Annotated in this window: 26 protein-coding genes and 1 pseudogene; 21 read left to right on the top strand and 6 right to left on the bottom strand. The window is 66.2% G+C overall.

The genetic code is table 11. From position 1 onward, the window contains the following. The 3 genes from AC1DOQ_RS23270 to pdxR form a co-directional block, all read right to left on the bottom strand. A partial coding sequence (locus AC1DOQ_RS23270) for a transposase (protein WP_477369587.1) occupies positions 1 to 659 on the bottom strand: 659 nt, incomplete at its 3' end. Between the two features lie 71 nt (positions 660 to 730). Then, positions 731 to 964: a hypothetical protein gene (locus tag AC1DOQ_RS23265; protein ID WP_477369585.1), complete on the bottom strand. Its 234-nt coding sequence runs from the start codon at positions 962 to 964 to the stop codon at positions 731 to 733. Positions 965 to 967: 3 nt separating this feature from the next. After that, positions 968 to 2,380 (bottom strand): MocR-like pyridoxine biosynthesis transcription factor PdxR, encoded by a 1,413-nt coding sequence (pdxR, locus tag AC1DOQ_RS23260; protein WP_477369583.1) that lies wholly within the window; start codon positions 2,378 to 2,380, stop codon positions 968 to 970. Between the two features lie 100 nt (positions 2,381 to 2,480). Here pdxR and AC1DOQ_RS23255 point away from each other — a divergent pair, with 100 nt between their 5' ends. From AC1DOQ_RS23255 to AC1DOQ_RS23245, 3 genes and pseudogenes are all read left to right on the top strand, one after another. Then, the gene (locus AC1DOQ_RS23255) at positions 2,481 to 2,930 is read left to right on the top strand and encodes a carboxymuconolactone decarboxylase family protein (protein WP_477369581.1); all 450 of its coding nucleotides are present in this window, start codon (positions 2,481 to 2,483) and stop codon (positions 2,928 to 2,930) included. Beyond that, the gene (locus AC1DOQ_RS23250; RefSeq protein WP_477369579.1) at positions 2,927 to 3,340 is read left to right on the top strand and encodes a cupin domain-containing protein; all 414 of its coding nucleotides are present in this window, start codon (positions 2,927 to 2,929) and stop codon (positions 3,338 to 3,340) included. The genes AC1DOQ_RS23255 and AC1DOQ_RS23250 overlap by 4 nt, the downstream gene beginning before the upstream one ends. Before the next feature lie 14 nt (positions 3,341 to 3,354). Further along, positions 3,355 to 3,715: pseudogene (locus tag AC1DOQ_RS23245) on the top strand (hypothetical protein). A gap of 14 nt (positions 3,716 to 3,729) precedes the next feature. On the opposite strand, the gene AC1DOQ_RS23240 reads toward AC1DOQ_RS23245, so the two are convergent. From AC1DOQ_RS23240 to fnr, 3 genes are all read right to left on the bottom strand, one after another. Beyond that, positions 3,730 to 4,050, bottom strand: coding sequence for an EthD family reductase (locus tag AC1DOQ_RS23240; protein WP_477369577.1), 321 nt, complete (start codon positions 4,048 to 4,050; stop codon positions 3,730 to 3,732). A 24-nt stretch (positions 4,051 to 4,074) separates the two neighbouring features. Continuing rightward, a complete protein-coding gene (locus tag AC1DOQ_RS23235) occupies positions 4,075 to 4,536 on the bottom strand; it encodes a GNAT family N-acetyltransferase (RefSeq protein ID WP_477369575.1) in 462 nt (153 codons plus the stop codon). 104 nt (positions 4,537 to 4,640) lie between these two features. Next, entirely contained in the window at positions 4,641 to 5,411 is a 771-nt protein-coding gene (gene fnr, locus AC1DOQ_RS23230) for a fumarate/nitrate reduction transcriptional regulator Fnr (RefSeq protein WP_477369598.1), read from the bottom strand. A 198-nt stretch (positions 5,412 to 5,609) separates the two neighbouring features. Here fnr and AC1DOQ_RS23225 point away from each other — a divergent pair, with 198 nt between their 5' ends. The 18 genes from AC1DOQ_RS23225 to AC1DOQ_RS23140 all read left to right on the top strand — a co-directional run bounded on the left by AC1DOQ_RS23225 (position 5,610) and on the right by AC1DOQ_RS23140 (position 22,057). Continuing rightward, positions 5,610 to 7,037, top strand: coding sequence for a cytochrome ubiquinol oxidase subunit I (locus AC1DOQ_RS23225; protein WP_477369573.1), 1,428 nt, complete (start codon positions 5,610 to 5,612; stop codon positions 7,035 to 7,037). Between the two features lie 14 nt (positions 7,038 to 7,051). Next, entirely contained in the window at positions 7,052 to 8,059 is a 1,008-nt protein-coding gene (gene cydB / locus AC1DOQ_RS23220) for a cytochrome d ubiquinol oxidase subunit II (RefSeq protein WP_477369596.1), read from the top strand. After that, on the top strand, positions 8,059 to 8,181 hold the full coding sequence (locus tag AC1DOQ_RS23215) for a DUF2474 family protein (RefSeq protein WP_441934083.1): 123 nt from the start codon (positions 8,059 to 8,061) through the stop codon (positions 8,179 to 8,181). The genes cydB and AC1DOQ_RS23215 overlap by 1 nt, the downstream gene beginning before the upstream one ends. A 130-nt stretch (positions 8,182 to 8,311) precedes the next feature. Beyond that, complete coding sequence (locus tag AC1DOQ_RS23210; RefSeq protein WP_477369571.1) at positions 8,312 to 8,953, top strand: TorD/DmsD family molecular chaperone; 642 nt, start codon at positions 8,312 to 8,314, stop codon at positions 8,951 to 8,953. Between the two features lie 8 nt (positions 8,954 to 8,961). Further along, positions 8,962 to 9,180, top strand: coding sequence for a formate dehydrogenase (locus tag AC1DOQ_RS23205; protein ID WP_477369569.1), 219 nt, complete (start codon positions 8,962 to 8,964; stop codon positions 9,178 to 9,180). A 9-nt stretch (positions 9,181 to 9,189) separates the two neighbouring features. Continuing rightward, on the top strand, positions 9,190 to 12,012 hold the full coding sequence (locus AC1DOQ_RS23200; protein ID WP_477369567.1) for a formate dehydrogenase subunit alpha: 2,823 nt from the start codon (positions 9,190 to 9,192) through the stop codon (positions 12,010 to 12,012). Positions 12,013 to 12,061: 49 nt separating this feature from the next. After that, complete coding sequence (gene fdh3B, locus AC1DOQ_RS23195) at positions 12,062 to 12,742, top strand: formate dehydrogenase FDH3 subunit beta (RefSeq protein ID WP_477369565.1); 681 nt, start codon at positions 12,062 to 12,064, stop codon at positions 12,740 to 12,742. Continuing rightward, positions 12,739 to 12,951 carry a hypothetical protein gene (locus AC1DOQ_RS23190; protein ID WP_477369563.1) on the top strand — a complete coding sequence of 71 codons (213 nt, stop codon included), beginning with the start codon at positions 12,739 to 12,741 and terminating at the stop codon, positions 12,949 to 12,951. Before fdh3B ends, AC1DOQ_RS23190 begins: the two co-directional genes overlap by 4 nt. A gap of 10 nt (positions 12,952 to 12,961) precedes the next feature. Beyond that, the gene (locus tag AC1DOQ_RS23185) at positions 12,962 to 14,062 is read left to right on the top strand and encodes a formate dehydrogenase subunit gamma (RefSeq protein WP_477369561.1); all 1,101 of its coding nucleotides are present in this window, start codon (positions 12,962 to 12,964) and stop codon (positions 14,060 to 14,062) included. Beyond that, entirely contained in the window at positions 14,059 to 14,508 is a 450-nt protein-coding gene (locus AC1DOQ_RS23180; RefSeq protein WP_477369559.1) for a hypothetical protein, read from the top strand. The genes AC1DOQ_RS23185 and AC1DOQ_RS23180 overlap by 4 nt, the downstream gene beginning before the upstream one ends. 42 nt (positions 14,509 to 14,550) lie before the next feature. Further along, complete coding sequence (locus AC1DOQ_RS23175; protein WP_477369557.1) at positions 14,551 to 15,081, top strand: hypothetical protein; 531 nt, start codon at positions 14,551 to 14,553, stop codon at positions 15,079 to 15,081. A gap of 32 nt (positions 15,082 to 15,113) precedes the next feature. Beyond that, a complete protein-coding gene (locus tag AC1DOQ_RS23170; RefSeq protein WP_477369555.1) occupies positions 15,114 to 15,554 on the top strand; it encodes a DUF3305 domain-containing protein in 441 nt (146 codons plus the stop codon). Between the two features lie 2 nt (positions 15,555 to 15,556). Next, positions 15,557 to 16,087, top strand: a complete 531-nt coding sequence (locus AC1DOQ_RS23165; RefSeq protein ID WP_477369594.1) for a DUF3306 domain-containing protein — start codon at positions 15,557 to 15,559, stop codon at positions 16,085 to 16,087. Next, entirely contained in the window at positions 16,084 to 17,757 is a 1,674-nt protein-coding gene (locus tag AC1DOQ_RS23160) for a 4Fe-4S binding protein (RefSeq protein WP_477369553.1), read from the top strand. The genes AC1DOQ_RS23165 and AC1DOQ_RS23160 overlap by 4 nt, the downstream gene beginning before the upstream one ends. A gap of 68 nt (positions 17,758 to 17,825) precedes the next feature. Beyond that, a complete protein-coding gene (locus tag AC1DOQ_RS23155; protein WP_477369551.1) occupies positions 17,826 to 19,514 on the top strand; it encodes an AMP-binding protein in 1,689 nt (562 codons plus the stop codon). An 86-nt stretch (positions 19,515 to 19,600) separates the two neighbouring features. Then, positions 19,601 to 20,092, top strand: coding sequence for an SET domain-containing protein (locus AC1DOQ_RS23150; RefSeq protein ID WP_477369549.1), 492 nt, complete (start codon positions 19,601 to 19,603; stop codon positions 20,090 to 20,092). A gap of 14 nt (positions 20,093 to 20,106) precedes the next feature. Further along, on the top strand, positions 20,107 to 21,294 hold the full coding sequence (pncB, locus tag AC1DOQ_RS23145) for a nicotinate phosphoribosyltransferase (protein WP_477369547.1): 1,188 nt from the start codon (positions 20,107 to 20,109) through the stop codon (positions 21,292 to 21,294). A 16-nt stretch (positions 21,295 to 21,310) separates the two neighbouring features. Further along, positions 21,311 to 22,057: an SDR family NAD(P)-dependent oxidoreductase gene (locus AC1DOQ_RS23140; protein ID WP_477369545.1), complete on the top strand. Its 747-nt coding sequence runs from the start codon at positions 21,311 to 21,313 to the stop codon at positions 22,055 to 22,057. The last annotated feature ends 62 nt before the right edge of the window (positions 22,058 to 22,119 follow it).

The raw sequence follows: 22,119 nt of genomic DNA, 5'->3' as shown, positions 1-22,119 counted from the left end.
TTCGTTGAGTACGCAAAAAGAGCCGGTCCTGCAGCGGCAGTCCAGGTTGCAGCCGGATCAGTCAGGGAAATTCTTTTCGGCGGCGGTGGCACTGGATTGGCTTGTTCCAGAGCCGCCAAATACTCTCGCACTGGTCGACTTGCCTGCTCTGGATTACCCCAATCGATACCGGCTTCGCCCGAACACGAACGTTGACGCTGGGCGTCAGCCTTGATCATACTGGCATCAGTTGCAAACCCTTCGCCYTGCACCAAGCCCTCGGCCATACAACGTCGAAGAACGGAATCGAACAGCTGACGAAACGCATCATGGTCACGGAAACGACCATGTCGATTTTTGGAAAARCTCGAATGATCTGGCACCTTGTCCTTTAGTSCCAGCCTACAGAACCAACGGTACGCCAGGTTCATGCCCACTTCTTCGCACAACCGGCGTTCTGATCGGATGCCATAGCAGTAACCGATGATCAGCATGCGGGCCATGAGCTCGGGATCGACTGATGGCCGACCGGTATGGCTGTATGACTCAGCCAAGTTCTCGCGAAACTCGCTCAGATCGAGATACCGGTCCACCGCTCTCAGCAGATGGTCTTCGGGAACGTATTCGTCTAGACTGATCATGACGAACAGTTCCCGCTTCGTTGCCTGACGTCCCATCATCTCGGCCTCCGTCTTCGCGCTCTACCTAGATAACGGTAGGCGCTGACGGGGCTGCCATCAAGGGGAGTTTTTCAACACAATAGGTCGGCATCGGTCAACCGGATCCCGAGCAGCGCGGCGGCTTCCTGCAAACCGACGCGCTGCGCCATGATGATGGCGGCGTCCTGGTGACCGGGCTTTCGGCCCTGGCGGGCGCCGATCTGGATCAGTTGACGAAAAGGCGCGCGTTTGTCGCGAATCTCGACGAGCGTACCGTAGACATCGAAGAGGATGGCTTTTACCGCGCCGCTATCAAATTCTTCCATAGATCATCCCAGGCGCCGTACCAGATCCGCCAGGCGGCGGCAGTCGGCGGCCACACGGTCCGCATCCACGTTGGTCACGCCCAGCAGCAGCCCTTGCCGCCGGGGAGGCTGCGCATACCACGGCGACAGCGGCGTCGGCGCGAGGCCGAATTCGCGCGCGCGCACGGCAATCTCCACGTCCGATGCGGCACTCCGGAGCCGCGCCACCACCGCCATGCCGGCCGTCGCCTGGACCGCGATCGCGTCCGCGGCTTCCTCGCGCAGGCTGCGCAGCAAGGCTTCGCGGCGGGCAGCGTACACGCGCTTCATGCGGCGCAGGTGACGCAGATAGTGGCCTTCCCGCATGAAGTCGGCCACCGCCCGCTGGATCAGCTCGCTTGGCGCCGGCGCCAGGCAGGCCACCAGGTCGCCGAAGCGCCGGACCAGTGCCGGCGGCACCACCAGGAAGCCCAGGCGCAAGGCCGGGCTGATCGTCTTGCTGAAGGTACCGATATGCAGTACGCGCTCGCCTCGGTCGAGCGAGGCGAGGGCCGGGGCGGCCCGTCCGGCCAGCTGCAGCTCGCTCAGGTAGTCGTCCTCGACGATCCAGGCATCCTTGCGCCCGGCCCATTCGAGCAAGGCCAGCCGGCGCGGCAGCGACATCGTCATGCCGAGCGGCGCTTGCTGGCCCGGCGTCACGACGGCAAGGGCGGCGTCGGCGGCGGTCCGCATGCCGGCTTCCACATCCAGGCCTTGTTCGTCGACCGGCACCGCCACCGCCGTCATCCCGGCCAGGCCGAGCGCGGTACGGGTGAGCGGAAAGCCCGGTTCTTCCATCCAGGCGGTCCTGCCCTCGAGTCCGAGTCCGCGGCATGCGATGCCCAGTGCGCCGCAGAAGCCGGCCGTGACCAGCACCTGCGAGGGGCTGCATCGCAATCCCCGCGCGATGCCGAGATAGGCCGCGATTTCATTGCGCAGTCCCGGCTCGCCGCGCGGATCCGGGTAGCCGACCGCGCCGGCGCCGCTGCGCCTGGCCTCGCGCGTCAGGATGCGCGACCATGGCTTGTCGGGGAACTCATCCTGGGCCGGCACGCCCATCTGGAAGGGCAAGGGCACGGTGCCGAAGTCGTGGAACAGCTCGGGCATCGGCGGCGCATCGACCGACCATGGGGAGGCGGAAGCGCCGGGGCGGCGCTCGGTGACGCGGGTGCCGGCCGCACCCAGGCCGAGGGCAAGCTGCTCGTCGATGAGGCGTTCGTAGGCCAGGCGCACGGTGCCGCGCGAGACGCCCAGCTGCGCAGCCAGGTCGCGCCACGAGGGCAACCTGGCATGGGGAGGAATCCGTCCCGCCTCGATGCCTTCGCGGATCGTCGCATAGATTTGCGTGGCGAGCGGCGTCTTTTTGGCGCGGTCGAGGCTGATGGAAAATTGGTCCATCGGCGGATGGTACATTAAAACTTTCAATTCTTGGCCCTGTTTTTTGACCACCCGATGGACCATCCTTCTCCTGTGACTCATTCAATCAAGGAGAAAACAGATGACACAGCGAATGGACTACAACGCCGCAACCCCGGCCGGCATGAAAGCACTGGGCGGCGTCTACGGGCATGTCCTGCAGTCGGGCTTGCCGAAGGTCCTGGTCGACCTGGTCTACCTGCGCGTCTCGCAGATCAACGGCTGCGCGTTCTGCATCGACATGCACTCGCGCGACCTGCTGAAGGAGGGCGTCACGATCGACAAGCTGGTGCTGGTGCCGGGCTGGCGCGAGGGCGGCGGATTGTTCAGCGCCACCGAGCGTGCCGCCCTGGCCTGGGCGGAAACCGTCACGCGCGTCGCCGAGACCGGCGTGCCGGACGCCGAGTATGAAGCGGCCGCCAGCGTGTTCGACCAGAAGCAGCTGGCCGACCTGACGATCGCGATCGGCCTCATGAACGCCTACAACCGCATGGCGATCAGTTTCCGCGCGGTGCCGGCGGCGGTGCAATGATGAAGCGCGCCATTCCCGCCATCTGCCTGGCGCTGCTGTCCATCACGGCGCTTCCCGCCGGCGCACACGGCCCGGAGACGGTCACCCCGCTGTTCAAGCGCGCGCTGCCGAATGTGCCCGGCAAGGCGCTGGTCGCGGTCGAGGTGTCCTTTCCGCCAGGCGCAGCATCGCCGGCGCACACCCATCCGAAGTCAGCCTTCATCTACGCCTACGTGCTGTCCGGCGAAATCGTCAGCGCGGTCGGCGACGAGCAGCCGCGCCTGTACCGGGCGGGAGAAAGCTGGTACGAGGACCCGGGAGCACGCCATACCGTGGCCCGCAACGCCAGCAAGGACAAGCCGGCAAAGCTGCTCGCCGTGTTCGTGACGGACCGGGACGATCGCGAGCTGGTCCTGCCCGCTACCAGGTGAGAGGGGGACCTGCCATGGAAAACAGCGGCATCTGCGGCGTGCGCCTGCCGGACAGCAGGATCGCGCGCGAGATTACCGAGCTCGTCCGCGATACCGAAAGCGATCTGCTATACCAGCATTCGGTGCGCGTCTATTACTGGGGCGCCCTGGCCGGCCGACCAGTTCACGGCGGAAGAGCGCGCCGCCGTGATGGCCGCCCACCCGCGTGGACGGGATTTCGGCCACCGGGTGATCGACGCCTTCTACGAGGGCTTGAGGCAGCGCCCGGACACCACTTTCGGGACCTTCAATGACGATTTCCTCGCCTTCAAGGATCCCGCATTCCAGCGCGGGAACATGTGCAGCATCCTTCTCGGCTCGCGCTGGGAAGGATGAGGCGTGCGCCCGGCTCAGGCCTGGCCGACCACCACCTCGCTGATCTGGACGACCGGCGACTGGTTGGTGTAGTTCGGAATGTCGCCCATGATTTCCTTCGTGTGCGGGCCGAAACCGGCCTGGAAGGCATCGACGGAGTCGCAGAACAGGTGGCCCATGGCGATGTAGGGCGCATCCGACGCCGGCGCACCGCCGGCCATTCCCTTGTCGACGGTGTAGTACCTCAAGGAGTCGCCCATCAACTGCTTGACCATCGGCATGTGCCGGTCCCGGTAGTAGGCGTCGTCGAAACGGGCGTCCGGACCGTTGGGATACATTACGCTCACCTTGATCATCTCTGTCTCCTCGTCGTGGTTGCTTCAGTTCGATTTCGATGCCGGAATTTCGTAAAAACAGATATCGCCATCGCGATTCGCCATTTTCGTGCCGACCTGGTCCAACGCCTTTCGCGCAGCGTCGTTGTCCTTCGGGCAGGTGATGATGAACGAGTCCATTCCGTGTCGCGACGCCAGCTCGCCCAGGGCCTTGATTGCTTCTTTGCTGTGACCTCTGTTCCGGTACGCTGCTTCCACGTATCCCCCGGCGTTGCCGATTTCTCCCACTGCTTCCGGCGCGCCCGGTGCAAAGTGATACCGGCCGACAAGAGCTCCGTCGTCGTCGATGAGGTTGAAGACATAGAGTGGAAGGTGTCGTATCGGATCGAATCGGAACCCTTCCAGATCGAGCCGGGTTCGGCCTTCGTGCAAACTACCAATGTCCTCAAGAAGCCCATGGCGGGATGGCGCGCCCGAGAGTTCTTCAACTAAGTTACTTGTCGTCATGTCGACCTCCGTTTTTGCTTGGCCTACGTCCGGACGACCAGCATGTACCGACTGGCTCTTATTGTCGAGGGGAGCGCCTGAAATACAACTCCCTGGCTGCCTGATCATGCCATCGGACTGCACTGCTCGGTCCCGGCCGCCATCGCCTTCAGCCGCGCCGGTTCCAGCAGGGTCACTTCGCGCTTGTCGACCTGCAGCAGGCCGAGCTTCTTGAAGCGCGACAGCAGGCGGCTGATGCTCTCGATGGTCAGCCCCAGGTAGTTGCCGATGTCTTCGCGCGACATGCGCAGCTGGAAGCTGTTGGCCGCATAGCCGCGCGCGGCGTAACGGGCGGACAGGTTGACCAGGAAGACGGCGAAGCGCTGCTCGGCGCGCATATTGCCGAGCAGGAGCATGACGTTCTGCTCGCGCGTGATTTCCTGGCTCATGATGCGGTGGAAATGGCGCAGCAAGGCCGGCACCTGGCCGAACAGGTCTTCCAGGTTGGTGAAGGGGATCTCGCAGACTTCGCTGTCTTCCAGCGCGACGGCGTCGCAATGGTGGCGGTCGCCGGAAATCGCATCCATGCCCAGCAGTTCGCCGGCCATCTGGAAGCCGGTAATCTGGGCTTCGCCGGCCGCGTTCACCTGGTAGGTCTTGAAGTGGCCGAAGCGCACCGCGTACAGGTTGCGGAAGGGCTCGCCCATCTTGTACAGGGCTTCGTCGCGCTCGAGGCGGCGGCGGCGGCCGATGATCTTGTCGAGGCGGTCGATGTCCGCTTCTTCCAGGCCCATCGGCAGGCACAGCTGGTGCATGCTGCAGGCCGAGCAGCTGGCCTTGAGCGCGGAAACGTTCAGCGGCTTGTCGTCGTTCTGGAAAGAGATGGCCTGGATCATCGGATAAAGGAAGCGAATGGATGTCAATACCTGCGATTATACGGCCACATGCCGGGCTGGCGTCCGTAAAGCCGGGGCTTCTTGACTGCCTGATCATACTCTGTGGCATTTTGAACGCGGCCAGCCATCGCCACGCCGCCAATCGTGCGCGGCTCAGCACGTGCTAGATTCTACACACGACAATAACGGAGGGGACTCATGTTCGGCTTGGCGGCATTGGACCTGGCGCGCCTGCAGTTCGCGTTCACGATGTCGTTCCACATCATGTTCCCGGCCATCACCATTGGCCTGGCCAGCTACCTGGCCGTGCTCGAGCTGTGCTGGCTGAAGACCAAGCGACAAGTCTTCGTCGACCTCTACCACTTCTGGCTGAAGATCTTCGCCGTCAACTTCGGCATGGGCGTGGTCTCCGGCATCGTGATGGCCTACCAGTTCGGCACCAACTGGAGCTATTTCTCCGAATACGCCGGCGCCATCACCGGGCCGCTGCTGGCCTACGAAGTGCTCACCGCCTTCTTCCTGGAGGCCGGCTTCCTCGGCGTGATGCTGTTCGGCTGGACCAAGGTCGGCCCCGGGCTGCACTTCCTCGCCACCTGCATGGTCGCGCTCGGTACACTCATTTCCGCCACCTGGATCCTCGGTTCGAACAGCTGGATGCAGACGCCGCAGGGCTACGACATCGTCAACGGCCGCATGGTGCCGGTCGACTGGTTCAGGATCGTCTTCAATCCCTCCTTCCCCTACCGGCTGGTGCACATGTCGATCGCGGCCTTCCTGTCGACCGCGCTGTTCGTCGGCAGCTCCGCGGCCTGGCATTTGCTCAAGGGGCGGGGGAACGAGGCGGTGCGCACCATGCTGTCGATGGCGATGTGGATGGTGCTGATCGTGGCGCCCATCCAGGCGGTGGTCGGCGACATGCATGGCCTGAACACCCTGAAGCACCAGCCGGCCAAGATCGCCGCCCTCGAGGGACATTGGGAAAACGAGGGCGACAAGCCCCTGCCACTTTTGCTGTTCGGCATTCCCAGCATGAAGGACGAAGAAACCAAGTTCGCCATCGGCATCCCGCGCGTGGGCAGCTGGATCCTGACCCATACCTGGGGCGGCCAGATCAAGGGTTTGAAGGAATTCCCGCGCGACCAGCGGCCGAATTCCCTGATCGTCTTCTGGAGTTTCCGCGTGATGGTGGGCCTGGGCCTCCTGATGATCGCGCTGGGCGCCTGGGGCGTGTGGCTACGCTTCAGGAAGCGCCTGTTCGACAGCCGCGGCTTCCTGCGCATGGCCATGTGGATGGGACCGGCGGGCCTGGTGGCGGTGCTGGCCGGCTGGATCACCACCGAGGCCGGGCGCCAGCCCTGGATCGTCTATGGCGTGCTGCGCACCGCCGACGGCGCCTCGAAGATCGAAGCCGGGCCGGTGGCGCTGAGCCTGGCGCTGTTCGTGGTCTCCTACTTTTTCGTGTTCGGGGTCGGCATCGCCTACGTGCTGAGGCTGGTGCGCAAGGGGCCGCAGGCCTTCGATACCACCCGCATTCCGCAGGGCGGGCCGGGCAGGGGACGGACCCCGGCGCGGCCGCTGTCGGTGCCGGAAGCGAGCGCCTCCGTCAACGAAGACAACATGACTTGAAGATGGGCATCGACATGGACATCGACATCACCGCGGTCTGGGCCGGCATCATCTTCTTCTCCGTGTTCATGTACGTGATCCTGGACGGCTTCGACCTCGGCATCGGCATGCTGTATCCCTTCGTCCCGTCCAGGCGCGACCGCGACGCGATGATGAATTCGGTGGCGCCGATCTGGGACGGCAACGAAACCTGGCTGGTGCTGGGCGGGGAGGGGCTGCTGGCCGCCTTCCCGGTCGCCTACGCGGTGATCCTGCCGGGCCTCTACCTGCCGCTGATCTTCATGCTGCTGGGCCTGATCTTCCGCGGCGTCGCCTTCGAATTCCGCTTCAAGGCGAACGACCGCGAACGGCCGGTCTGGGACCTGGCCTTCATCGGCGGTTCGATGACGGCGGCCTTCTTCCAGGGCGTGGCGCTGGGCGCTTTCCTGTCCGGGATCCCGGTGTCGGGACGCAGCTTTGCCGGCGGGCCGCTCGACTGGTTCGCGCCGTTTCCGCTGGCGGCCGGCCTTGGCGTGATGATCGCCTATGCCTTGCTGGGCGCGACCTGGCTGGTGATGAAGACCGAGGGCGAGCTGCAGCGCCGCATGGTCGCCCTGGCGCGGCCCTTCGCCCTGCTGCTGCTGGCGGCGGTGGTGGTGGTCAGCATCTGGACCCCGCTGTCCCAGCACCAGGTGGCCGAGCGCTGGTTCAGCTTCCCGAACCTGCTGATCCTGTCGCCGGTGCCGCTGCTGGTGGCCGGGTCGGCGTTCTGGCTGCTGTGGTCGCTCAAGCGCGATCCGCACCGCCAGCCCTTCATCGCCGCCCTGGCGCTGACCTTGCTCGGCTATATTGGCATGGCAATCAGCATCTGGCCGCACATCGTGCCGCCCGCGATCACGATCTGGGAAGCGGCCGCGCCGCCGGCCACCCAGAGCTTCGCGCTGATCGGCACCCTGATCGTGCTGCCCTTGATCCTGGCTTATACGGGGTGGTCGTATTACGTGTTCCGAGGCAAGGTAGTCGACACGGAGGGTTATCACTGATGAATACGCTCTGGATGCGCAGGCTGGGCTGGATGCTCGGCCTCTGGCTGCTCGGTGTCGCGGCGCTGGGCGCCGTCGCCTGGCTGTTGCGGGTGCTGATGCATGCGGCCGGCATGAAATAGAAAAGGCGGCGAAGTTCAACCGTGCGCTCCTCCCGGGTTCCCCGGGGCTACACTTTCAGTGCAGATTTGCTAACGGGAGAACCGCTCAGTGCCGCAGGGAACCACGTCTTTTCAAACGATCTCCATGCCCATGGCTGTCCAGCTAAGCGACGAGGACCAGGCCAGGGCCGATTTTTATGCCCTGATCGCGCGCCTGATGCTGGCGCCGCCCGACGATGCCCTGCTGGCTGCCCTGGCGGCGGCCGACCCGATCGCCGCCGACGGCGAGGACGAGGCAGGGCGTGCGCTCGAAGACGCATGGCTGAAACTGACCCAGGCCGCCAGCGTGGTCGATGCCGGCGCGGTGTCGGAGGAATTCTCGGACCTCTTCATCAGCACCGGCACGCCGCTCCTGAATCCCTATGGCTCCTTCTACCTGACGGGCCACATGAACGACTTCCCGCTGGCCGGGCTGCGCCAGGACCTGGCGCGCCTGCGCATCGCGCGCGCCCGTGGCGTCGGCGAGTTCGAAGACCACCTGGGCGCCCTGTGCGAGACCATGCGAGTCCTGATCGCCGGCGCGCCGGGCATCGCGCGCCAGCCGCTGCTGGAGCAGAAGCAGCTGTTCGTCACCCACATCCAGCCCTGGTACGCGGCCTGCGTGGCCGCCATCGCGGGCGCGGAACCCGCCAATTTCTACCGGGTGGTCGCCGCCTTCGCCGGCGCCTTCCTGGCGGTCGAAGCCCATGCCTTCAAGGTGTGGGAGCCGGCCGATGCACCACTAGCCGCATGAGGATCGTCATGGCAGACAAGCACACAAACAAGGACAAAGCTCCCGACCCCGCCCGCCGCAGCCTGCTGAAGGCCGCGCCGCTTGGCGCCCTGGCCGTGGTGGCCGCCCGCGCCGGCGCCGCCGAAACCGCGCCGCCCGCGCCGGCCCCGGAGCCGCAGGCCAAGCCCAAGGGCTACCACGAGACCGAACACATCCGCCGTTACTACCAGACGGCCGCTTACTGGTAAGGAGTTGCCATGACCCTGGTGAAGACATCGCGCGACAGCGGGCTGAAACGCCGCAAATTCCTGGTCGGTGCCGGCGTCACGGCCGGCGCCGCGGCGGTCGCGCGCCACCTGCCGCTGAACGTCATCGAACCGGCCAGCGCGGCCGATCCGGCGAATGCGGCCGAGACCAAGACCGAGATCAAGCACACCGTCTGCAGCCACTGCTCGGTCGGCTGCTCGGTGGAGGCGGTGGTCAGCAACGGGGTCTGGGTGCGCCAGGAAGCCGCCTTCGATTCGCCCATCAACATGGGCGCCCACTGCGCCAAGGGCGCCTCGGTGCGCGAGCACGGCTTCGGCGAGCACCGCCTGCGCTATCCGATGAAGCTGGTCAACGGCAAGTACGAACGCATCTCCTGGGACCAGGCCATCAACGAGATCGGCGACAAGCTGCTCGAGCTGCGCCAGAAATCCGGACCCGATGCGCTGATGCTGATCGGCAGCTCGAAGCACAACAACGAGCAGTCCTACCTGCTGCGCAAATGGGTTTCCTTCTGGGGCAGCAACAACTGCGACCACCAGGCGCGCATCTGCCACTCGACCACGGTGGCGGGCGTGGCCCAGACCTTCGGCTACGGCGCGATGACGAACTCCTTCAACGACCTGCACTACAGCAAGGCCGTGATGTTCATCGGTTCGAATCCGGCCGAGGCCCACCCGATCTCGATGCTGCACTTCTTGCACGCGAAGGAGCTGGGCGCCAAAATGATCGTGGTCGACCCGCGTTTCACGCGCACGGCGCGCTTCGCCCACCACTACGTGCGGGTCCGGCCGGGCACCGACATCCCGCTGGTGTGGGGCATCCTGTGGCACATCTTCGAGAACGGCTGGGAAGACAAGGAATACATCGCCGCCCGCACCAACGGCATGGATGACGTCCGCAAGGAAGTCGCCAAGTGGACCCCGGACAAGGTGACCGACGTCACCGGCGTGCCGGAAGCCTCGGTACGCATGGCGGCCGAGATGCTGGCCAAGAACCGCCCGTCCTCGGTGGTCTGGTGCATGGGCATCACCCAGCACCACGTCGGCACCGCCAACGTGCGCGCCCTGTGCATCCTGCAGCTGGCGCTGGGAAATATCGGCATCCAGGGCGGCGGCGCCAACATCTACCGCGGCCACGACAACGTGCAGGGCGCCACCGACGTCGGCCCGAACGGCGATTCGCTGCCGGGCTATTACGGCATCGCCGAGGGCGCCTGGAAGCACTTCGCCAACGTCTGGGGCGTCGACTACGAGTGGATCAAGTCGCGCTTCGGCTCCAAGGAGCTGATGGAGAAGCCGGGCATCACGGTGTCGCGCTGGTTCGACGCGGTCAACGAGCAGAACCAGTACGTCGACCAGCCGAGCAACCTGCGCGCCGTGATCTATTGGGGCCACGCGCCGAACAGCCAGACCCGCCTGCCGGACATGAAGGCGGCCATGCAGAAGCTCGACATGCTGGTCGTGATCGACCCCTACCCGAGCATGACGGCCTCGATGCACGGGCGCGAGAACGGCGTCTACCTGCTGCCGGCCGCCTCGCAATTCGAGACCCAGGGCTCGGTGACGGCCTCGAACCGCTCGATCCAGTGGCGCGAACGCGTCATCCAGCCCCTGTTCGAGTGCAAGACCGACCACGAGATCATGTACCTGTTCGCCCGCAAGCTGGGCTTCGGCGAGGAACTGGTCAAGAACATCAAGGTGGTCAACAACGAGCCGGTGATCGAGGACATCCTTCGCGAGATCAACCGCTCCTGCTGGACCATCGGCTATACGGGCTGCTCGCCAGAGCGCCTCAAGCTGCACATGCAGAACAAGCACACCTTCAACCCGACCACGCTGCGCGCCGAGGACGGGCCCTGCAAGGGCGATTACTACGGCCTGCCCTGGCCCTGCTGGGGCACGCCCGAGATGAAGCACCCGGGCACGCCGATCCTGTACGACCTGCATAAATCCGTGGCCGAGGGCGGCTTGCCGTTCCGCGCCAACTGGGGCGTCGAGCACAACGGCGAGACCCTGCTGGCGGCCGACGGCTCGACCAACAAGGACAGCGAACTCGACGTCGGCTATCCGGAATTCGACCACGTCTTCCTGAAGAAGCTCGGCTGGTGGGCCGACCTGACGCCGGAAGAGCAGGCGGCGGCGGAGGGCAAGAACTGGAAGACCGACCTGTCGGGCGGCATCATCCGCGTGGTGATCTCCCACGGCTGCGCGCCCTGGGGCAATGCGCGGGCCCGCTGCAACGTCTGGAACTTCCCGGACCCGATCCCGACCCACCGCGAACCGCTGGTGTCGCCGCGCCGCGACCTGGTGGCGAAGTACCCGACCTACGACGACAAGGCCGCCTTCTGGCGCCTGCCGACCCTGTACAAGTCGGTCCAGCAGGTCGACTTTTCGAAGGACTATCCGCTCATCATGACCTCCGGCCGCCTGGTCGAGTTCGAGGGCGGCGGCGAGGAGACCCGCTCGAATCCCTGGCTGGCCGAACTGCAGCAGAACATGTTCTGCGAGGTCAATCCGAACGACGCGGCCCAGATCGGGGTCAAGATCGGCGACTTCATCTGGGTCCAGACCCCGACCGGCGCCAACCTCAAGGTGATGGCGATGGTGACCGAGCGCGTGCCGCAAGGCCTGGTGTGGATGCCCTTCCACTTCGGCGGCTGGTGGATGGGCGAGGACCTGGAAAAGCACTATCCGGAGGGCGGGGCGCCGGAAGTGCGCGGGGAGGCCGTCAACACTGGCTGGACCTATGGCTACGACGCCGTGACGATGATGCAGGAAACCAAGGTATCGCTGTGCCGCCTGGTGCGCGCATGAAAATTCCGTCATTCCCGCGCAGGCGGGAATCCAAGTTTTAGGAGGTCACATGGCCCGAATGAAGTTTATTTGCGACACGGAGCGCTGCATCGACTGCAACGGCTGCGTGACGGCCTGCAAGAACGAGAACGAGACGCCGTGGGGCGTGAACCGGCGGCGCGTGGTGACGATCAACGACGGCGTCCCCGGCGAACGCTCGATCTCGATGGCCTGCATGCACTGCACCGATGCGCCTTGCCTGGCGGTGTGCCCGGTCAATTGCATCTACCACACCGAAGACGGCATCGTGCTGCACTCCAAGGACCAGTGCATCGGCTGCGGCTACTGCTACTACGCCTGTCCCTTCGGCGCGCCGCAGTTCCCGGAGAGCGGCCTGTTCAACCACCGCGGCAAGATGGACAAGTGCACCTTCTGCGCCGGCGGTCCGGAACCGGATACCTCGGAAGCCGAGTTCAAGAAATATGGCCGCAACCGCATCGCTGAAGGCAAGCTGCCGGCCTGCGCCGAGATGTGCGGCACCAAGGCCCTGATCGGCGGCGATGCGGGCGTGATCTCGGACATCTACCGCCAGCGCGTCGAAACCCGCGGCTACGGGCCGGAACTGTGGGGCTGGAAGATCGCCTACGGCAAACCGAAGCGCGGCGGCGACATCAAGGCCACCGGCCAGGGTCCGCGCGAAAACCAGAACCTCAAGGATTCGCAGAACGACGAGGGGAGGCTGCCGACATGAAGCGTCTCATCCTGATGCTGGTTCCCATGGCGCTGCTGGCCGGCTGCCTGGAAGTCGACCAGCACCCGCACTGGATCAAGGGCCAGTACGCCGGCAAGAAGGACAACCTGCCGTTCGCCACCCACTTCCACAACGACAGGCTGGCCTGGTGGGGGACGATCAGCAACCGCAACCAGCACCAGAACGAATACAACCGGGCCAATCCCTGAGGAGCCGACCATGCGATCGATCATCCTATGCGTGCTCATGGCGCTCAGCCTGTCGGCGGCCTGGGCCGGCGTACCGAACAACCGGGCCGAGCCGGCCTATGCCGAGGAGCAGACCATCCTGCAAGCCCAGCAGGACTCGCGCGTGCCCGATCCCGGCCTGGCCTCGAAGGATTCCGGCCGCGTGCACATCGACCGCCACTACCTTGGCCAGTACGGCAACAAGGAAGGGGACGTCATCGTCCAGCGCGGCGGCAACCAGTGGCGCGTGTTCCGCAACGGTCCGCTCGCCACCCTGGCCGGCACCGTGCTGGTGCTGGCCCTGCTGGCCGTCTTCCTGGTCGCCAAGGTGGTCGGCAAGCTGCAGACCGGCTCCCCGGATACCGGGCGCCGCATCCAGCGCTTCACCAACTGGGAGCGCAACATCCACTGGGCGACGGCGATCAGCTTCATCATCCTGGCCGTCACCGGGCTGGTGATCTTGTTCGGCAAGAAGCTGCTGATCCCGCTGCTTGGCCATGACGTGTTCGCTTTCATTGCCTATGTCTTCAAGTACCTGCACAACTTCGTCGGGCCGCTGTTCATCGTGTGCTCGGTGCTGATGTTCTTCACTTTCCTGCGCCGGAACTTCTTCCGCAGGGTCGACTGGCTGTGGTTCAGGAAGGCCGGCGGCATGCTGAGCCACGAGCACGTGCCGGCCGGCTTCTTCAATGCCGGCGAGAAGAGCTGGTTCTGGTTCGGCGTGACCCTGCTGGGCCTGGTGATGTCGATCAGCGGCCTGATCCTCGACTTCATCGCCTTCGGCCAGACCCGCTACGTGCTGCAGATCGCGAACTACCTGCACCTGCTGGGCGCCACCTTCTACATTGCCGCCGCCATGGGCCACATCTATATCGGCACCTGGGGCACGCCGGGCGCCTACCACGCGATGCGCCATGGCGACGTCGACGAAGCCTGGGCCAGGGCCCACCACGGCATCTGGTACGACCAAGTCAAGGCCGGCGTGCCGCCGGGAACCTTCGACAATCGCCCATTGCCGCCCGATCATTCGCCGCCCGACCATCCTTCGGCCGGCGGCGCACCGGGCAAGCTGCCGCCGGGAGTCAGGCCATGAAAGCATTAGTTTTCCTTATGCATGCGGGCGCCCTGGCGCTGGTGCTGAGCGCGGCCGGCTGCAAGAAGCACGGCGACGAGTCGATGCGCCAGACCAAGTTCCCGGGCATGGTAACGGCCGGCGGCGAGTCCAGCGGCGTGGTGATGGCAAGGAGTAACAAGCCGAAGACCGACGCCACCTATGCGGGCGGTACGCCGGGTATCGCCGGCGGCGCCGGCGGCAATACGGCGGGCGCCGGCACCGGCGGCAGCACGCACGAAACCGGCCAGGGCCCGAGCTCGGGCGTGTCGACGCCTTCCAGCGGCACCGCCGCGCAGACGGGCGCGACCGAGAAGCCGTCCGGCGACAGCGGCAACAACCCGGTGAAACCGCCGGCGGAACCGGCGCCGCAGCCGGCCGCCGCCCACCGCGATCCGGGTCCCAACAGTGCCGCACCGGGACGTTGAGCCAGGCCTTGGGTGAAGCGCGGAAACGACGAGGACGATGCGATGAGGACCATTCATATCAAACGGGCGCACAAGGGGCGCCACCCGGCGATCAAGGCGGCCCTGCTGATCGCCGGCCTGTTGATTGCCAGCGTGGCCTGGGCGACCCTGCCGCCGCCGACCCCGGCCCAGCAGCAGGCCGCGGCCGAGAAGAAGGCCAAGGCCGACGCCCAGGCCGCCAAGGACAAGGAAAGCCTGGCGGCATCGATGGACGCCGTCAGCGCACGCTGGCGCGCGCGCGCCGGCGAGCAGGGCTGGAAGACCCATCCCGCAGTGGCGATCGCGGCCGCGGCGCCGGCGGCAGGCGCGGCCGTTACCGCCGCCGGGCCGGCAAATCCGCCGCCGGCGGGCTCGCCCGGCGCCGGCAACACCACGCCCGCCGGACAAGCGGCCGTGGTTCCTGCGATCAAGAGCGAAAAGCTGGGCACGGCGCCGCCGAGCGAGGACGTCAAGAAATACCCGACCCAGGCCCAGCCGAAGGATGCGCCGCCGACGGTGCAGAAGGACACGCCGAAGAGTGTCAGCAAGAAGTGAGGATGACGTGAGGAGCATGAGGTGAGCGAACGATGAAGATGGGCAGCATGCCGATCGCGGTGCTGATGCAGCGTCGCAGCGTCCGCCACGTGTGGGCGGACGACGCCTGGGAAGCGGTGGGCGTGGTGCCCGACCGCGGCCACCTGCCGGCCGTGCAGATGCTCAGCCAGACGCCGGAGCGCGATTACTACCTGGTCTCCGGCCTCGAACTGGAACTCTATCCGGACGAGAACGAGGGCTATTATGAGAACGTGATGGCGCCCGAGTCCAAGGTTTTCGTCTTGTGGCGCATGGAAGACGGGCGGGCGATGCCGGTACGGGCCTCGGTCAGCTATGTCGAGGGCACGCGCATGTTCGATTCGGGCGAGAACGCCGACGGCGTCACCATGTCCGCCGAGATCTATGCCTGGGTGGCCGGCTATCTGCGCGAGCACTACCAGCCCAAGCCGCGGCGCGGCCGCCAGCACGGGTGACCATGTCCGACGAAGGCTTCCTGCGCCGCTGGGCGCGCCGCAAAACCGAAGTCCGGGAAGGGGGCCCGGCCCCGGCCGGGCCGGCGCCGGCCCTGCCGGGGCCGCTGCAGCCGGCCGATGCCGCCACCGTTGCCGCGCCCGTCGTGCCGTATGGCGCGTTGCAGCGTCGGCCGCAGCCGCTCGTCCAGCCGGAGCTGCCGCCGCCGACGGTCACGGAGCGCCCGCTGCCCACGATGGAAGACGTCGCCACCCTGGACAGCGGCTCCGACTTCTCGGCCTTCGTCGCCCGCGGCGTCGACCAGGCCGTGCGCCGCAGCGCGTTGAAGAAACTGTTCGCCGATCCGCACTTCAACACCATGGACAGGCTGGACGTCTACATCGACGACTACACCCAGCCCAGTCCGGTGTCGGAACAGATGCTGGCCTCGCTCGATCACGCCAAGAGCGCCTTCCTGAAGATGATCGAGGAACAGGAAGACGGACCACAAACACAAACAAAACAGCCACAACCACCTGAGCAAGAGACACAATGAATATCCGCTTCATCGAAGGGCAGGGCGCCGATCCGGCAATCGAAGCACGCAACCTGCTCGCCCGCACGGCCGCCGTCGCCGCGCTCGGCAGCATCGAGCCGCCGGAGGCGCTGGACACCGTCGGCTACCGCTCCGCCGGCCGCACCCTGGTGATCGGCAGCAGCGCCCAGGCCTTGCCCTGGGCCGACCGCCTGGCCAGCGGCCTGGACGTGACGTTGCTGCTGCTGGATGCCGACGACAAACCGCCGCTGCGCATCTACCCGGTATTCCCGGCCCGCGCCATCGTCCTCAGCGGCTGGCTGGGCGCCTTCCAGGCCACCTGGCAGGCGCCGGGCCGCGCGCCCGAGCACGGCAAGTTCGACCTGGTGCTGGACCTCGGCGCCAGCCCGCAGATCGCAACCCACCAGCATCCGCACGGCTACTACGCGCCGGGACCCGACGAAGCCGCGCGCGCGGCCGCCGTCGAGGAACTGCTGGAGATGGTCGGCGAATTCGAAAAGCCGAAATACTTCAGCTACAAGGAGCGCCTGTGCGCCCACAGCCGCAACCAGCTGGTCGGCTGCAACGCCTGCGTCGAGATCTGCTCGGCCGGCGCGATCGAAGGCGCCGGCGACCTGGTCAAGGTGAACCCCTATCTGTGCGCCGGCTGCGGCGCCTGCACCACGGTCTGCCCGACGGGCGCGATCTCCTACGCCTATCCGTCCGCCGGCCACACGGGCGGCCGCATCAAGACCGCGCTGCAAGCCTATGCGGACGCCGGCGGCGTCGACCCCGTCCTGCTGCTGCACGGTGCCGAAGGGACGGCCCTGCTGGCCCGGCTCGGCGATGCCGTCCCCGGCCGCCTGCTGCCGCTCGGCCTGCATCACACGGCCTCGACCGGCATCGACGTCTGGCTGAGCGCGCTGGCCTATGGCGCGTCCGGCATCACGGTGCTGACGACGGAGACCGAGGCGCCGCAATACGCGGCCGCGCTGGCCCGGCAGATGGAGATCGCCCAGGCCATCCTCGACAGCCTCGGTTACGCCGGCCCCCACCTGCAGCTGCTGCGGGCGGGCAACGTGGACGAGCTGGCGCTCGGCCTGCAGCACGCGCCGCGCGGACAGACCCCGGGCCAGCGCGCCGGCTTCAATATCGCCGCCGACAAGCGCAACACGCTGGACTACGCCCTCGACCACCTGGTGCGCCACGCCCCGGTCAAGGTCGACGAGATCCCGCTGCCGGCCGGCGCACCGTTCGGCACGCTGGCGGTGGACAGCGCCGCCTGCAGCCTGTGCATGTCCTGCGTCGGCGCCTGCCCGAGTTCGGCGCTGATGGATGGCCAGAACGCGCCCCAGCTGCGCTTCGTCGAGAAGAATTGCGTGCAGTGCGGCCTGTGCGCCACCACCTGTCCGGAAGACGCGATTCGCCTGGTGCCGCGGATGAACCTGCTTGAAACCCGCAAGCAGACCGTGGTGCTGAACGAGACCCAGCCCTTCCACTGCATCCGCTGCAGCAAGCCCTTCGGCACCCTGCGCATGGTCGAGACCATGCTGGCGCGCCTGGCCTCGCATCCGGCCTTCGCCGGCAACCTGGACCGCATGCGCATGTGCGGCGACTGCCGCGTCATCGACATGATGACGCCGAAGGATGAGGTCGACATCCGCGAAGTGAAGGAATTGCGCCGCCCCTGAAGCAGGTGTGGCAGGGATGCCGCCAAGCATGGCAGAATGTTCGAAGGAGAACATAACAGGAGACAGCCATGGCAGCATCCCCCTACGAGCGCTTCATCCGCACGCGCGACTTCCTGCAGCAGCACCGCACCGACTACGACACCGCCTACCGTGACTACCCGGCCCCGGAATTCGACGAATTCAACTGGGCCCTCGACTACTTCGACGTCCAGGCGAAGGACAACCAGACCCCGGCCCTGTGGGTGGTCGAGGAAGACGGCAGCGAAAAGAAGATCAGCTATGCCGACATGGCAGCCCGCTCCGGCCAGGTGGCCAACTGGCTGAGGGAGCAGGGCGTGCGCCGCGGCGACCGCGTACTGCTGATGCTGCCGAACCGGGTCGAGCTGTGGGAGATCATGCTGGCCGGGATCAAGCTGGGTGCCGTGCTGGTGCCGACCACGATGCTGGTCTCGCCCGCCGACCTGGAAGACCGCCTGCAGCGCGGCCATATCCGCCACGTCATCGCCCAGGCCTCCGAAGCCCACAAGTTCGCGGAACTGGCCGGCGACTACACCCGCATCGCGGTAGGTGGTGGAAATGCGGGCAGGCCCGACGGCTGGCACGACTTCGCCGACAGCAGCATGGCTGACGGGCAGTTCTCCCCGGACGGCTCTACGCGCGCCACCGACCCGCTGCTGTTGTACTTCACCTCCGGCACCACCGCGAAGCCCAAGCTGGTGCTGCACAGCCACCAGAGCTATCCGGTCGGCCACCTGTCGACCATGTACTGGATCGGGCTGAAGCAGGGCGACGTCCACTGGAACATCAGCTCGCCCGGCTGGGCCAAGCATGCCTGGAGCTGCTTCTTCGCGCCCTGGAATGCCGGCGCCACCATCTTCGTCTACAACTACGAGCGCTTCTCGGCGCGCGCCTGCCTGGACGTGATCTGCCGCTGCGGCGTGACCTCGCTGTGCGCGCCGCCGACCGTGTGGCGCATGATGATCAAGGAAGACCTGGCAGCTTGGCGCCCGCCGCTGCGCGAACTGGTCGGCGCCGGCGAGCCGCTGAATCCGGAGGTGATCGAACAGGTCGAGCGGGCCTGGGGCATCCGCATCCGCGATGGCTTCGGCCAGTCCGAAACCACCTGCCAGATCGGCAATCCGCCGGGCCAGCTCCTCAAGCCGGGCTCGATGGGCCGTCCGCTGCCGGGCTACCGCGTCGCGCTGCTGGACGCCGACGAGCAGCCGGCCGAGGAGGGCGAGATCTCCCTGGTCCTGGACCCGGCGCCACTGGGCCTGATGCTGTGCTACGAGGGCGACGAGGCCAAGACGGCGGACGTCATGCGCGCCGGCCATTACCACACCGGCGACACCGCCACCGTCGACGAAGACGGCTATTACTTCTACGTCGGCCGCAACGACGACGTGTTCAAGTCCTCGGACTACCGCATCAGCCCCTTCGAGCTGGAGAGCGTGCTGATCGAACACCCGGACGTGCTGGAAGCGGCCATCGTGCCCAGCCCGGACCCGCTGCGCCTGTCGGTGCCAAAGGCCTTCATCACCTTGCGGCCCGGGGTCGAACCGACCCGCGAGCTGGCCGGCGCCATCTTCGCCTTCGCACGCGAGCGCCTGTCGCCGTACAAGCGGATCCGGCGCCTGGAGTTCACGGAACTGCCGAAGACCATCTCCGGCAAGATCCGCCGCGTCGAGCTGCGCAGGGCCGAGCAGGCGGGGAGCCGGGCCGGCGCCGAATTCCGCGAGGAAGACTTCGGCGCCTGAGGCCGGGAAATGGGGGCGGTGTGGCAGGCTTGCCGGAATTCAGGCAATAATGAGGCTTCCGTCCCCTCAATCTTTCCGACCCAGAAATGAGCACCACGAAGAAATCCGCCGCTTATGAAGTCAGGAAGTCCCCGGTCCACGGCAACGGCGTGTTCGCCCTGCGGCCCATCCAAGCCGGGGAACGCATCATCGAATACCGCGGTGAGCGCATCAGCTGGGACGATGCCACCGCCCGCGCCGCCGAGCGCGGGGGACCGGTCAACCACACCTTCTATTTCAGCCTCGCCGACGGCAACGTGATCGACGGCGGCCGGCGCGGCAACGACGCGCGCTGGATCAACCACGCCTGCGAACCGAACTGCGAAGCCTACGAGGAAGACGGCCGGGTATATATCCACGCCCTGCGCGACATCGACGAGGGCGAGGAGCTGAACTACAATTACGCGCTCATTTATGACGAGCGCCACACCCCCGCGCTCAAGCGCCTGTTCGCCTGCCGCTGCGGCACGCCGGGCTGCAGCGGCACCATGCTGGCGCCGAAGCGCCGCACGAAAAAACAGGCGCGAGCCCGAGCCTGAACCGAAAGAACCCGATGAAACCAGTCGTCCGCAGCCTGATCGAAACCGACCTCTATAAATTCACGATGTGGCAGGCCTTCCTGCACATGCACCCGAACGCCATCGGCGAATACGAATTCAAGTGCCGCAATACGCCGGCCTTCCCGCTGGCCGAACTGAAGGACGAAGTCGAGCGCGAACTCGATCACCTGTGCGAGATGATGTTCACGGAAGACGAGGTCGAGTACATGCGCTCGCTGCGCTTCATCAAGAGCGACTTCGCCGACTTCCTGACCCTGTTCCGCTTCCAGCGCAAGTTCATCGAGGTGACGACCGACGGCCCCCACCTGCGCATCCGCGCCATCGGCCCGGTCGTGCACGTGATGGGCTTCGAGATCTTTGTCCTCTACATCGTCAACGAGCTGTATTTCCGCCGCTTCGACCAGGCCGCCGCGCTGGAAGAGGCTCGGCGGCGCCTGGCCCAGAAGATCGAGGAACTGCGCGCCTTCGATGCGGAACCGAAGCGCCTGAATCCCTTCGACTTCTTCGACTTCGGCGTGCGCCGCCGCTTTTCCGGCGAATGGCACGAGGAAGTGGTGCGCACCATGGCGCGCGAGCTGCCGCAGTTCTTCAAGGGCACCTCGAACGTCTACCTGGCCAAGAAATTCAACCTGGTGCCGATCGGGACCATGGCCCACGAATACATGCAGGCCTTCCAGTCCTTCGACGTGCGCCTGCGCGACTTCCAGAAGAAGGCGCTGGAAGACTGGGTACAGGAATACCGCGGCGACCTCGGCACCGCGCTGACCGACGTGGTCGGCATGGACGCCTTCCTGCGCGACTTCGACCTGTATTTCGCCAAGCTCTTCGACGGCCTGCGCCACGATTCCGGCGATCCGGTCGAATGGGGCGAGAAGGCGCTGGCCCATTACACCAAGCTGCGCATCGACGCCCGCACCAAGCGCCTGGTGTTCTCGGACGCGCTGACGGTGCCGAAAGCCCTGAATCTCTACCGCCACTTCGCCGACCGCGTGCAGCTCGGCTTCGGCATCGGGACCAAGCTCACCAACGACACGCAATTCGAGCCGCTGAACATCGTCATGAAGCTCACGCGCTGCAATGGCCAGCCGGTGGCCAAGCTGTCCGACAGCCCGGGCAAGGGCATGGGCACGGATGAGACTTTCATCGCTTATCTGCGTCAGGTGTTCGATCAACGCATTTGACAAGGAGGAGGCCGCCATGAATCTCGACCAGCGCAGTGCCATCGTCACCGGCGCCGCCGGCGGCATCGGCTATGCCACCGCGCGCCGCCTGTTGCAGGATGGCGCCAGCGTGCTGCTGGCCGACCTCGACCAGAAGCGCCTGGACGATGCCGCAGCCCGGCTGGCGGAAGACACGAAAGCCGATCCCCAGCGCATCGCCACCATCGTCTGCGACGTCTCGCACGAAGACCAGGTCGCGGCCGCGGCCGATGCCGCCAGCGCCCATTTCGGCCACTGGGACATCCTGGTGAACAATGCCGGCCTGATGAGCTTCAAGCCGATCGAGGAGCAGACCGTCGAGGACTGGCAGCGCATCCTCGGCGTCGACCTGCTGGGCGCCTTTCTCTTCATCAAGCAGGCCTTCCTCAAGATGAAGGGGGGCGGCACGGTGGTGAACGTCTCCAGCGTGCATGCGATCAGGACCGAGCCCCTGGTCGCGCCTTACGCGGCGGCCAAGACGGCGCTGCTGTCGCTGACCCGCTCGGCTGCGCTGGAAGGCAAGCCGAAGGGCATCCGCGTGAATGCCGTGCTGCCGGGTGCGGTCGATACGCCGATGCTGTGGGACAACCCGAACGTGCGCTCCGGCGCCGAGACCATCAACAAGGCCGATATCGGTTCGCCCGACGATATCGCCGCGGCGATCGCCTTCCTGGCCGGGCCCGCCGCCGCCTTCATCTGCGGCGACGCCATCCGCGTCGACGGCGGGCGCCTGGTGCGGCTCTGATACCTCGACCACGACTCTGCTTGCACATCCCCCGATAGCACCTATGCTGCATGGATGGCGCC

The organism is Massilia sp. 01N417 (assembly GCF_056399645.1).
Note: the sequence above shows the minus strand (reverse complement) of the source record. Positions and strands in the feature narration are given on the sequence as shown.